Here is a 12225-nt window from a genome sequence, read left to right as displayed (position 1 = left end):
TTTTTATTTATCTATATTGTAGATTTTGCCACCATGTTGGCAAAATACCGGTGAAAGCTGAGATCGTCGGTCAATTCAGGATGAAACGACGTAGCTAAGAGATTGCTTTGCCGTACAGCTATGATCTTGTCGTCTAGCTCGGCTAATATCTCGGCGTCGCCATCAGCTTTCTCAACATAAGGGGCTCTTATAAATACCAACGGTATGGGATATTCGGCTACTACGGGAATAAGCAGGGTAGTTTTGAAGCTGTCCAGTTGACTGCCGTAAGCATTGCGCCTTACGTATATATCCATGAGGCCCAGATGGACCTTGTCATCATTGATTATATGTTTGGCCAGGAGGATCATACCGGCACATGTGCCCCATATAGGCATGCCGGTACGAGCCCTCTCTATGATTTTATCTTTGAGGTTATAATCGGTTATAAGCCGCCCTATGGTCGTACTTTCGCCACCCGGCAGAATTAAGCCGTCTATAACGTCCAAGTCGTCTCGTGTTTTAACCTGTACCGGTTCTACATCTTCGAGACGTTCGAGCATTATAGTATGTTCTATGACCGAACCCTGCAGGCCCAGTATACCTATGCGCAGCATGCGGCTACCAGCCTCTTTCGGCCATGCGCTGTGCAGCCTCTATCTGGCTTATCTCTAAGCCGGGCATAGCCTCGCCCAGATCCTCTGAAACCTCGGCAAGAACCTTCGGATCATTATAATAGGTTACCGCTTTGACAATGGCCTCGGCACGTTTAGCTGGATTAGCCGATTTGAAGATACCGGATCCCACGAATACGCCATCGGCTCCGAGCTGCATCATAAGTGCCGCATCAGCGGGTGTGGCCACGCCTCCGGCTGCGAAATTGACCACCGGCAATCTGCCATGCTCAGCTACATATACTACCAGATCATATGGGGCCTGCATCTCTTTGGCGGCCGACATCAACTCTTCTTTGGGCATGCCTTGGAGTTTTCTTATCTCGTCCATGACCGTGCGCATATGGCGTACGGCTTCTACCACATTGCCTGTACCGGCTTCGCCCTTGGTCCTTATCATGGAGGCCCCTTCGCCAATACGCCTCAAGGCTTCGCCAAGATTACGCGCGCCGCATACGAAAGGTATCTTGAAATCCCATTTGTTTATATGATACATCTCATCGGCGGGAGTCAGCACCTCGCTTTCGTCGATATAATCGATACCCAGCGCCTCCAGTATCTGGGCTTCCACGAAATGGCCTATTCTAGCCTTAGCCATCACAGGAATGCTCACCGCGCTCTTTATCTCTTTTATTATCTTGGGGTCGGACATGCGCGCTACACCACCCTGTTTGCGTATATCGGCCGGTACACGCTCCAAAGCCATGACGGCTACCGCACCCGCTTTCTCGGCTATTTGTGCCTGCTCGGCGTTGGTGACATCCATTATTACGCCGCCTTTTAGCATTTGGGCGAGGTTTTTGTTTAATTCATATCGTTCTTTATCCATAATTTGATTTCATCCTTTCTTTGACTTTACAAAATTATAATAATGCAGTATAATGTATCGATACAATTGTATCGCATTATGTATGATTTTTAGTGTTATTATGACACAAAGTCATGCATGTGTCAATATTGGATTTTAACATGTTTTATAGGAAAGGGTGAGGTGATATGCCGGATTTTATAGGAGATATGGAGATTGAACGGTCATGTGGCAAGCCTTTGTACATGCAATTATACGAGCAGTTAAAATATATGATAAAGGACGGTAAGCTTCAGCCGGGGCATAAATTGCCGCCTATACGGGAATTGGCGGGCATGCTCGGTGTAAATTCAGTTACCGTAGTAAAAGCATATAAAAGGCTTGAAGCCGACGGCATGATTTTTTCAAAAACCGGCAGCGGGACCTATGTATCGTGCGATATCGCGATAACATCTATGCACGAATATACAGTGCCGAGCGCTGATGTAATCGACTTTGCCAGCTTTACACCGTCACCCCAATTGTTTCCTGTGGAACATTTCAAGGCGCTGATAAATGAGGTGCTGGACCGCGATGGGGGCATGGCATTCGAGTATCAGGATGGCCGCGGATATCAACCGTTGCGCGCTGCTTTGGCTGAATACGCTGCTGCCGTAGATATAGAAGCGCATCAGGATGATATACAGGTCATTTCAGGCGCGCAACAGGGTATAGATATATTGTCAAAAGCATTGCTGGACTTTGGCGATACTATCGTCATGGAAAGCCCGAGTTATACAGGTGCCATAGCTGCATTTCGTTCGCGCAACGTGCGTATAGCTGAAGTACCTATGAATGAGGACGGACTGGATATCAAGGTATTGGAAAAACGTATCAGAGAGGATAACCCGCACCTTATATATGTGATGACTGATTTTCACAATCCTACAGGTGTATCGTATTCTCTGCATAAACGGAAACAGCTCCTGAATATAGCGCGGCGCTATGATATCCTTATAATAGAGGATGATTACTTAAGCGAGCTTAACTTTTCCGAAAATAAGCAGCCACTGCTAAAGTCGATGGATGATGATCAACGCGTCATATATATAAAAAGCTTTTCCAAAATTCTTATGCCTGGGCTACGCCTTGGTTTTATGATACTGCCCCGCCGCGATGATATTTATCATAGGGTATTGGATGCGAAGCATGCATCGGATATATCCACGTCAGGCCTTATGCAACGCGTATTGGAGCTTTATCTGAGCCGCGGCTTATGGTATGAGCATATGAATATTATATACGGCGAATACAAAAGGCGTTATGAGCACATGCTGCAAGCCCTTGATCGATATATGCCTAAGCAAATAAAGTATCATGTGCCGGCTGGTGGCCTGCATATATGGCTTTTATTGCCGGAAGGTTGTTGCGATCGCGAGTTATACGGATATGCCGTAAATGCCGGCGTTATATTTGCGCCGGGTGCGGCGTTTTATCCCCGTACCGATAAGTCGAGGTGTTTGAAGATAAGCTTTGCATCGACGGACGAGGAACAAATAGATATCGGCATAAAAAGGCTTAGCCGAGCTATTACGGCTTACTTGAACGATAAGTATAAAAAAAATAACGATCGATATGCACCGCTGTTATAAGTTGTGGTATAATTCTAACATATAACTTTTTTGAAGGAGGGATGGACCGATGGAAGAATTGACGTACGGGCAGCTAAAAAAGGAATGCGATCCAAGTTCCTTTAACTTTGATACTACTGAAGAAATAGAACCGCTGGATGGTATAATAGGGCAGGATAGGGCTGTTAAAGCCATGGAATTCGGCCTTAAAATAAAAATCCGCGGCTATAATATATATATGAGCGGCCTCGGCGGAACGGGAAAAACGAGTTACGCACAATGGTACGCTGAGAAAATAGCACGCCAGCAAGATGTACCGGATGATTGGTGCTATGTATATAATTTCGATGACCCCGAGCGTCCGCTGGCATTGAATCTTCCAGCCGGTATGGGCAGGATGTTTCGCGACGATATGGAAGAATTGGTCGATATATTGGAAAAGGAGATCCCCAAGATATTCTCTGGTGATGAATACGAAAAAGAGAGCAATTCCATATTTAAGCAGCTTCAGGACCAAAAAAATGAGTTGCTCATGCAACTCGATCAGCAAGCCGCCGAGCAGGATTTTCAGGTTAAAACTTCCGGTTCAAGCATATATTTTGCACCTATAATAGATGGCAATGTCGTAGAAGAGAATGATTATAATAAACTGGACGAGGAGACAAAACGCCGACTCAATGAAAAATCCAGCCAAATACAGGTAAAGGCCATGGAGATAATGCGCAAGGTAAGAAACCTGGAAAAGGAAGCTAGAGCCAAAACGAGCGAATTGGACAACCGCATAGCTTTGTTGGCGGTGGGGACGCACATAGATGGGTTTAAGCAAAAATATGCGGATTATCCAAAGGTTGTAAGCTATCTCGAGGCTGTGAAGAATGATATATTGCTCAATATAGATGACTTTAAGGAGCAAGATGACGGCGATGATGAAGCTTTGCCGCTGGGATTTTTATATAATAGACGCAGCGACCTAGACACGGATAAATATAAGGTGAATGTGCTGGTCGATAATACCGATACCGAAGGAGCTCCTGTTTTAGTGGAATTTAATCCTACTTATGGCAACCTTATAGGTCAAATAGAGTATGAGAATGAATTCGGTTCATTTAGCACCGATTTCTCCATGATAAAGGCTGGATCACTGCTTAAAGCCAATGGAGGTTATATAATACTGCAGGCCAAAGATTTGCTCGCTAATTGGGATGCATGGGAGGCACTTAAACGCGTGCTTAAAATGCGAACGCTGACCATAGAGAGTAATGACAGGGGTTCGCTTTCACCGGCTGTTTCTATAAAGCCGCAGCCTATACCGATAGACGTAAAAGTTGTTTTGATAGGCAGCAATTATATATATGAAACGCTTTATGATTTCGACGAGGATTTTGCTAAACTGTTTAAAATAAGGGCTGATTTCGATGACGAGATGGACCGTACTCCTGAGAACGAGTATAAGCTGGCACAATTCATCAGTTCTTTTTGCCGCCGGGAAAAAATAAAGCCGTTTGACCGAAGCGGTGTGGCCAAAGTAGTAGAATATACCTCGCGTTTAGTGGAGGATCAGACCAAGTTATCCACGCGATTCAACGACATCGTGGAAATATTAGCAGAGGCCGGCACCTGGGCAGAAATAGATGGTAGCAATATAGTGGATGCACGGTATGTGGATAAGGCCATAGAACAAAAAGAATACAGGTCCAACCGGTATGACGAACGGATCGACGAGGCGATGGTAGACGGTACCATAATGATCGATGTGGATGGTTGGAGGATAGGGCAGATAAACGGCTTGTCTATATTGAATGTAAGCGATTATGAATTCGGCAAACCGTCGCGTATAACGGCTACCACGTATATGGGAGAAAGCGGTATAGTAAATATAGAACGCGAGATTGAGATGAGCGGTACGTCACATAGCAAGGGTGTGCTCATATTAAGCGGTTATATAGGTGAAAAATATGCTCAGGATATACCACTGGCGCTTACGGCTAACCTATGTTTCGAGCAGCTGTATAGCGGCATTGACGGCGACAGCGCCTCCAGCACCGAGTTATATGCCATATTATCAAGTTTGGCCGGAGTGCCTATATATCAGGGATTGGCGGTTACCGGCTCTGTAAATCAAAAAGGCGAGATACAGCCGGTAGGCGGCATCTCGATGAAGATAGAAGGTTTCTTTGATATTTGCCGTAAAAAAGGACTGACAGGGCACCAAGGCGTTATTATACCTGTGCAGAACATCAAAAATCTTACGCTCAAAGATGATGTTATAGAAGCGGTAAAAAACGGCTTGTTTCACATATATGCTATAAATAGCATAGACGAGGGCATAGAATTGCTCACTGGTATACCAGCCGGCCAAAAGCAAGCGGATGGCAGGTATCCTGATGGTACTATAAATGCCATGGTCTATAATAAACTGAAATATTACGCTGAGACCATGGCTAATGTGGGGAAGGATAGAAGTGCTGACCGTTAATTTTATGGATTTGTCAGGCACTATTGTAATGGCATGCATGTTGATGTTAAAATAAAATGGAGGCTTAGCTAATGAAGGTATATGCGTTGATAGGTCCCAGTGGCACAGGAAAGAGCTATAAAGCAGTCGGTGTGGCAGTAGAGAAAAATGTCGATTACATTATAGACGATGGTTTGCTCATACAGAGCAATAAAATTATAGCAGGCTCGTCAGCCAAAAAGGAGCCTACTAAGATAGCTGCTATAAGGCGAGCGGTATTTATGGATCCTAAGCATGCGGCCGAGGTTAAGGCTGCTATAGACGCATATAAGCCTAATGGTGTCCTGATACTGGGTACATCCGAAGAAATGGTAAACCGAATAGCGCAGAACCTTGAATTGCCACCTATACAGGAAATGATATATATAAGCGATATATCATCGCCTATGGAGATATATACGGCAAGAAGGATACGCTCAGAAGAAGGAAAACATGTTATACCGGTTCCGACTTTTGAGGTAAAAAAGGACTTTTCGGGTTATTTTATCGATAGTGTCAAGAGCCTTATATTCAGAGGCAGACGGCCGCATATAACCGAAAAAACCATCGTTAGGCCAACATATAGCTATAGAGGACGATATACTATATCGGATAAAGCCGTAGCCGATATAGCTATATATAATTGTATAAATGTACCGGGTATAAAGAGTGTACTCAATGCTGCTGTAGAGATAAACGGTGAAGGCGTAATCATCAATGTCGAGGTGATTATGGAATATGGTTTCAATATGCGCTCGGTATTAAAGGAGGCTCAAAGCCGCATAAATAAAGATGTGGAATATCTTACTGGTTTGAATGTGCTGCAGGTCAATATTTCAGCCCGCAGTGTAGCTATATAGAATATTAGAGAGGAGATCGCAGTGTACAAAATACTCCAGAAGGAAAAACTCGCACCGTCGGTGTACATTATGAAGGTGGAGGCTCCACTGGTAGCACGGAAAGCGCAGCCTGGCCAATTCATAATACTGCGCGTATACGATATGGGCGAACGTATACCGCTAACTATAGCAGATTATGACAGGGATAAGGGTACCATTACTATAGTATTTCAGGAGGTGGGCAAGACCACAAAATTGCTGGCTGCTTTGGAGGAAGGACAGTATATACAGGATTTTGCAGGACCTCTTGGGAAACCTTCCGAATTCGACGGTTTAAAAACCGTGCTGGCTATAGGCGGGGGAGTGGGGGCTGCTCCTTTGTATCCCCAGGTGCGCAGGATGCATGAAATGGGAATAGATGTGGATGTCATTCTTGGAGCCAAGAGCAAGGATTATCTTATACTGACCGAAGAAATAAAGCCATTTTGCCGCAATATGTATATAGCTACCGATGATGGTTCGGTCGGATACCATGGCTTTGTCAGCGATGTATTAAAAAAGCTTGTGGAAGAGGACGGGCAAACCTATGACAGGGTTATAGCTATAGGGCCGCTTATAATGATGAAGGTGGTTTCTGGGATGACTAAACAGTATAATATACCCACCATAGTCAGTATGAATCCCATTATGATGGATGGTACCGGGATGTGCGGGGCTTGCCGCGTCAAAGTGGGCGATGAAGTAAAACACGCCTGTGTCGATGGACCGGATTTCGATGGCCATCTTGTGGATTTCGATGAGGCTATGAGACGGCAGGCTTTTTATAGGGATGAAGAGGGATTGGCGCTGCATACGCTGGAAGAAGGAGGGCAATGCCAATGCCATTAAAATTGGAACGCACGCCTATGCGTGAGCAAGACCCGGTACAGAGGCGCCGCAATTTTGATGAGGTGGCACTGGGCTATTCGCCCGATGAGGCCATTAGAGAAGCGCAGCGATGCATACAATGCAAGCACCCATTTTGCGTCGAGGGCTGTCCGGTTCATGTTCAGATACCTCAATTTATAAAATTGATCACTGAGGGACGTTTTGAAGATGCTGCTCAAAAGATAAAGGAGACCAACAATCTTCCGGCCGTATGCGGCAGGGTATGTCCACAGGAGGAACAATGCGAGGCTCGATGTGTCTTGAATCGCAAAGGTCAAAGCGTGGCTATAGGTCGATTGGAAAGGTTTGCGGCTGACTACCAGATGAAGAAAGGCATACCGGATCCTGAGCGACCGATCAAAATAGGCAAAAAAGTGGCTGTTATAGGCAGCGGTCCGGCTGGACTCACAGCAGCAGCCGATTTGGCTAAACTGGGTTATGACGTGACGGTATTTGAAAGTTTCCATGAACTCGGTGGCGTATTGGTCTATGGCATACCGGAATTTCGTTTGCCCAAAGCGCTGGTCAAGCAAGAGATAGAATTCCTTAAGCGCTTAGGAGTGAAGTTTGTGACCAATGTCATAGTAGGCAATACACTTACTATAGATGATCTGTTCGACGACGGCTACCAGGCGGTATTTATAGGTACAGGAGCGGGATTGCCCAAATTTATGGACATACCCGGAGAGAGCTTAAACGGCGTATATTCTGCTAATGAATACCTTACGCGCGTAAACTTGATGAAAGCATATCTCTTTCCTAAAGCCGATACCCCTATAAAAAAGGCGCACAAGGTAGCAGTGGTAGGCGGTGGCAATGTGGCTATGGATGCGGCGCGTTGCGCGCTGCGTTTGGACGCCGATGAGGTCCATATAGTGTACAGGCGTTCCGAGGCTGAGATGCCTGCCCGTGCGGAAGAGGTTCATCATGCAAAAGAGGAAGGTATTATATTCGATCTTTTGACTAATCCTATCCGTATTATAGGCGAAAACGGCAGGGTTACGGGTATGGAATGCATAAAGATGGAATTGGGCGAACCTGATGCATCTGGCCGCCGACGCCCGGTACCAGTAAAAGGATCGGAATTCATAATGGAAGTGGATGCTGTTATAATGGCTCTTGGCACAACACCCAATCCTTTGATAGCGGCTACGACACATGGGCTGGAGATACAGCCTTGGGGAGGCATAATAGCCGACGAGGCAACAGGCGCTACAAGCCGCCCAGGGGTATATGCCGGCGGCGATGCCGTAACCGGTGCTGCCACAGTTATATTGGCCATGGGAGCTGGTAAAAAGGCCGCGGCGGCCATACATGAATATCTGGAGGGCAAGAAGTGACCGTAATCCAAGCTGATGATGATACTATAGTGCTGGACAATGTCCAGCACTTTTATCTTGAACATATATTTGAATCCGGTCAGTGCTTTCGCTGGAATGCCTCCAGCGAGGGGAGTTATATAGGCGTAGCCATGGGGCATGTGTTAGAAATACGCCAGCAGGGGCCAAATGTGGTACTTCATCCATGTACAATGGAAGAATTTGAACGGGTGTGGCGCCGATATTTTGATCTGGATGCCGACTATGGGGCTATAAAGCACAGCTTAGCCGGTGATCCTACTCTGGACAAAGCCATGGAATTCGGTTATGGTATGAGGCTGTTGCACCAGGATCCTTGGGAATGTCTCATATCCTTTATTATATCGGCTAATAACCGCATTCCGCGCATAAAAGGTATAATAGAAGAGCTATCGATGAGGTATGGCAATCAGCTGGAATATAAAGGGCGCATTTATTATGATTTTCCATCTCCAAATGAACTTGCAAGGCATACGCCGGATGAGATATGCGAGTGCCGTTGCGGCTATAGGGCTCCATATATAGTAGAAACCGCAAGGATCATAGCCGGCGGTGAAATTGATCTCAAGGCTATTGAAAGCATGGAATACCATGAGGCGCACCGCGCTCTCATGAAATTGCCAGGCGTAGGACCGAAAGTGGCCGATTGCGTTTTGCTCTTCGGTATGGGCAAAGGAGAGGCTTTCCCTGTAGACGTATGGATAAAACGCGTTGTGGAGCAACTTTATTTGCCTAACGCCTCGCTTAAGGATATAAAAAAGTGGGCATATCAGCGTTTTGGCCGATTAGCCGGTATAGCTCAGCAGTACCTTTTTTATTATATAAGAGAAAATAGTAGATAATTCGAGATATAAAGAGATATCATGAGCTATATTGCGTTTTTAGCCTTATACGGCAAAAAATAGCCGTATAAGGCATTTGATTATTAGTGGAGCATTTTATAATATATTAAATGTAATTAGCACTCGACACTAATGAGTGCTAACAAGAGTATTACATAATAAATTTAGATAGAGGAGGTACTTAAAATGGCTTTAAAACCATTGGGTGATAGGATAGTTATCAAACAGGTAGAAAAAGAAGAAACCACGAAGAGTGGCATCGTGTTGCCCGGTACGGCACAGGAGAAGCCTCAGATAGCTGAGGTAATAGCGGTCGGCCCCGGAGGAATAGTCGACGGCAAAGAGGTTAAAATGGAGGTAAAACCTGGCGATAGGGTTATATACTCCAAGTATGCCGGTACCGAAGTGAAGTACGATGGCGAGGAATATATCATAATCAAACAAAGCGATGTATTAGCGGTAATAGAATAATAATAGAAGCAGAGGAGGTATAGCATAATGGCAAAGCAAATTATATATGATGAAGAGGCCCGCAAGGCGTTAGAAAGAGGCGTCAATGCGCTGGCTGATACGGTTAAGATCACATTAGGTCCCAAGGGACGTAATGTTGTATTGGATAAGAAATTCGGTGCACCTACGGTAACCAACGATGGCGTGACCATAGCTAAAGAGATAGAATTAGAAGACCCCTTTGAGAACATGGGCGCTCAACTGGTTAAGGAAGTAGCTACCAAGACCAATGATGTGGCCGGCGACGGTACTACCACCGCTACTTTGTTAGCGCAAGCCATAGTAAGAGAGGGTCTGCGCAATGTTGCGGCTGGCGCAAATCCGATGTTGGTGAAACGCGGCATAGAAAAGGCTGTAGACGTAGCTGTAGAAGAACTCAAAAAAATAAGCAAGCCTGTAGAGAGCAAAGAAGCCATAGCCCAGGTGGCGTCGATATCAGCTAATGATACGACAATAGGCGAGATGGTAGCCGAGGCTATGGATAAGGTGGGCAGAGACGGCGTTATAACAGTCGAAGAATCCAAGTCCATGCTCACTGAGTTAGAAGTGGTAGAAGGCATGCAGTTCGATAGGGGCTACATATCGCCCTATATGGTGACCGATACAGAAAAAATGGAGGCTGTATTGGAAGATCCATATATACTTATTACGGATAAGAAACTGAGCAATGTTCAGGATCTGTTGCCATTATTAGAGCAGGTAGTGCAGCAGGGCAGAAGACTGTTGATAATAGCAGATGACGTCGAAGGCGAAGCTTTAGCTACTTTGGTAGTCAATAAATTAAGAGGTACGTTTACCTGTGTGGCTGTAAAAGCCCCTGGCTTCGGTGACAGAAGAAAAGAAATGCTGCGCGATATAGCCATTTTAACCGGTGGCGAGGTCATATCTGATGAATTGGGATTTGATCTGAAAGAGGTTAAACTCAATCAGCTTGGTAGAGCCCGTTTAGTGCGCGTGGATAAAGAGAATACCACTATAGTGGATGGCGCTGGTCATCCGTCTGAGATAAAGGCCCGCATAGCTTCTATAAAGGCCCAGATAGAGGAGACTACGTCTGACTTTGATAGAGAAAAGCTGCAGGAGAGACTGGCAAAATTGGCCGGTGGCGTAGCTGTAATAAAGGTTGGTGCCGCTACCGAGGTCGAGATGAAAGAGAAAAAGATGAGGATGGAAGACGCATTGTCTGCCACCAGAGCAGCGGTAGAAGAAGGCATCGTTCCTGGCGGTGGAGTGGCCCTCATCAACGTATTGCCAGCATTGGATAAACTTATAGATCAAACCTCAGGCGATGAAAAAACCGGTGTGACTATAGTAAAGAGAGCACTAGAGGAGCCGGTACGTCAGATAGCCACTAATGCCGGTCTGGAAGGCTCGGTTATAGTGGAAAAGGTGAAAAACAGCGCTGCTGGCATAGGCTTTAACGTATTGACTGAAGAATACGTTGATATGATAAAGGCCGGTATAGTCGATCCTACCAAGGTTACACGCTCGGCCCTCCAGAATGCTGCTAGTATAGCGGCTATGATACTGACCACCGAGAGCCTGGTAACCGATATACCGGAGAAACAGCCTCCGGTGCCCGCTGCCCCTAACCCGGATATGATGTATTAATAAACGATATGCAGAAAGCCTGTGATGTTAATCACAGGCTTTCTGCATAATTGGCTACCACCTGTTTATATGGAATATTTCATCAAGCGGCAATCTGTTGCGTAACGGCGGCTGCTCATCAGCATAGCCTATAGGAGTGAATGCTATAACGCGGTATTGGTCCGGTATATGAAGGAGCTGCTTTATAGGTTGTTCATCTATGGCACCTATCCAGCATGTACCCAATCCTTCGGCTGTAGCTGCCAGTATCAAGTGCTCCATCGCTATGCCGGTATCCAGCATATAATATTGCTTGCCGTTCATTTCTCCTGAAGCCGATGGATCGGCGCATGCCACTGCTATAGCCCCTGCTTTTTCATAGCAGCTTATATCCGGGCGATAACTGCGCATTTGGCCAAGCTTCATCATGGTTTCCCTATCCTTTACAAGGATAAAGCGCCAGCACTGGCGGTTAGCCCATGACGGGGCCCGTCTAGTGGCTTCCATAATGCGCTTTAAGACCGCATCGTCTATAACGCCTTCCTTATAGCGCCTCACGGCACGTCTATTATTTATTACATCGTAGAAGTCCAT

At 45.8% G+C, this 12225-nt stretch carries 11 protein-coding genes; 8 read left to right on the top strand and 3 right to left on the bottom strand.

Annotation, left to right across the window (positions count from 1 at the left end):
* Window positions 1-11: 11 nt before the first annotated feature.
* Together pdxT and pdxS are read right to left on the bottom strand one after the other, a co-directional pair.
* The gene (gene pdxT / locus MAHAU_RS11230; RefSeq protein WP_013781850.1) at window positions 12-596 is read right to left on the bottom strand and encodes a pyridoxal 5'-phosphate synthase glutaminase subunit PdxT; all 585 of its coding nucleotides are present in this window, start codon (window positions 594-596) and stop codon (window positions 12-14) included.
* 4 nt (window positions 597-600) lie between these two features.
* On the bottom strand, window positions 601-1482 hold the full coding sequence (gene pdxS / locus MAHAU_RS11225) for a pyridoxal 5'-phosphate synthase lyase subunit PdxS (protein ID WP_013781849.1): 882 nt from the start codon (window positions 1480-1482) through the stop codon (window positions 601-603).
* A 167-nt stretch (window positions 1483-1649) separates the two neighbouring features.
* Between pdxS and pdxR the strand changes: the two genes are divergently transcribed.
* The 8 genes from pdxR (at window position 1650) to groL (ending at window position 11652) form a co-directional block, all read left to right on the top strand.
* Window positions 1650-3092: a MocR-like pyridoxine biosynthesis transcription factor PdxR gene (gene pdxR, locus MAHAU_RS11220; RefSeq protein WP_013781848.1), complete on the top strand. Its 1443-nt coding sequence runs from the start codon at window positions 1650-1652 to the stop codon at window positions 3090-3092.
* Between the two features lie 49 nt (window positions 3093-3141).
* Window positions 3142-5547, top strand: a complete 2406-nt coding sequence (locus MAHAU_RS11215) for a Lon protease family protein (RefSeq protein WP_013781847.1) — start codon at window positions 3142-3144, stop codon at window positions 5545-5547.
* Between the two features lie 71 nt (window positions 5548-5618).
* Window positions 5619-6425 (top strand): Asp23/Gls24 family envelope stress response protein, encoded by an 807-nt coding sequence (locus MAHAU_RS11210; RefSeq protein ID WP_013781846.1) that lies wholly within the window; start codon window positions 5619-5621, stop codon window positions 6423-6425.
* A gap of 21 nt (window positions 6426-6446) precedes the next feature.
* Window positions 6447-7292: a sulfide/dihydroorotate dehydrogenase-like FAD/NAD-binding protein gene (locus tag MAHAU_RS11205; protein WP_013781845.1), complete on the top strand. Its 846-nt coding sequence runs from the start codon at window positions 6447-6449 to the stop codon at window positions 7290-7292.
* Complete coding sequence (gltA, locus tag MAHAU_RS11200) at window positions 7277-8671, top strand: NADPH-dependent glutamate synthase (protein ID WP_041644097.1); 1395 nt, start codon at window positions 7277-7279, stop codon at window positions 8669-8671. Before MAHAU_RS11205 ends, gltA begins: the two co-directional genes overlap by 16 nt.
* Window positions 8668-9531, top strand: coding sequence for a DNA-3-methyladenine glycosylase family protein (locus MAHAU_RS11195; protein WP_013781843.1), 864 nt, complete (start codon window positions 8668-8670; stop codon window positions 9529-9531). The genes gltA and MAHAU_RS11195 overlap by 4 nt, the downstream gene beginning before the upstream one ends.
* A gap of 186 nt (window positions 9532-9717) precedes the next feature.
* Entirely contained in the window at window positions 9718-10002 is a 285-nt protein-coding gene (gene groES, locus MAHAU_RS11190) for a co-chaperone GroES (RefSeq protein WP_013781842.1), read from the top strand.
* Window positions 10003-10029: 27 nt separating this feature from the next.
* Complete coding sequence (groL, locus tag MAHAU_RS11185) at window positions 10030-11652, top strand: chaperonin GroEL (protein ID WP_013781841.1); 1623 nt, start codon at window positions 10030-10032, stop codon at window positions 11650-11652.
* Window positions 11653-11706: 54 nt separating this feature from the next.
* Here the strand turns inward: groL and MAHAU_RS11180 are convergent, their stop codons facing one another.
* Window positions 11707-12225 (bottom strand): nitroreductase family protein, encoded by a 519-nt coding sequence (locus tag MAHAU_RS11180; RefSeq protein ID WP_013781840.1) that lies wholly within the window; start codon window positions 12223-12225, stop codon window positions 11707-11709.

Origin of the sequence: Mahella australiensis 50-1 BON (assembly GCF_000213255.1) — a bacterium.
In the GTDB taxonomy this organism is placed as follows: domain Bacteria; phylum Bacillota; class Clostridia; order Mahellales; family Mahellaceae; genus Mahella; species Mahella australiensis.
This window is presented reverse-complemented; position numbering and strand designations above follow the sequence as displayed.

What these genes read in the sequence shown, in the direction of transcription:
- MAHAU_RS11210 (WP_013781846.1), top strand. Translation starts at nt 5,619, where the DNA reads ATGAAGGTATATGCGTTGATAGGTCCCAGTGGCACAGGAAAGAGCTAT.
- gltA (WP_041644097.1), top strand. Translation starts at nt 7,277, where the DNA reads ATGCCAATGCCATTAAAATTGGAACGCACGCCTATGCGTGAGCAAGAC.
- MAHAU_RS11215 (WP_013781847.1), top strand. Translation starts at nt 3,142, where the DNA reads ATGGAAGAATTGACGTACGGGCAGCTAAAAAAGGAATGCGATCCAAGT.
- pdxS (WP_013781849.1), bottom strand. Translation starts at nt 1,482, where the DNA reads ATGGATAAAGAACGATATGAATTAAACAAAAACCTCGCCCAAATGCTA.
- pdxR (WP_013781848.1), top strand. Translation starts at nt 1,650, where the DNA reads ATGCCGGATTTTATAGGAGATATGGAGATTGAACGGTCATGTGGCAAG.
- groES (WP_013781842.1), top strand. Translation starts at nt 9,718, where the DNA reads ATGGCTTTAAAACCATTGGGTGATAGGATAGTTATCAAACAGGTAGAA.
- pdxT (WP_013781850.1), bottom strand. Translation starts at nt 596, where the DNA reads ATGCTGCGCATAGGTATACTGGGCCTGCAGGGTTCGGTCATAGAACAT.
- MAHAU_RS11180 (WP_013781840.1), bottom strand. Translation starts at nt 12,225, where the DNA reads ATGGACTTCTACGATGTAATAAATAATAGACGTGCCGTGAGGCGCTAT.
- groL (WP_013781841.1), top strand. Translation starts at nt 10,030, where the DNA reads ATGGCAAAGCAAATTATATATGATGAAGAGGCCCGCAAGGCGTTAGAA.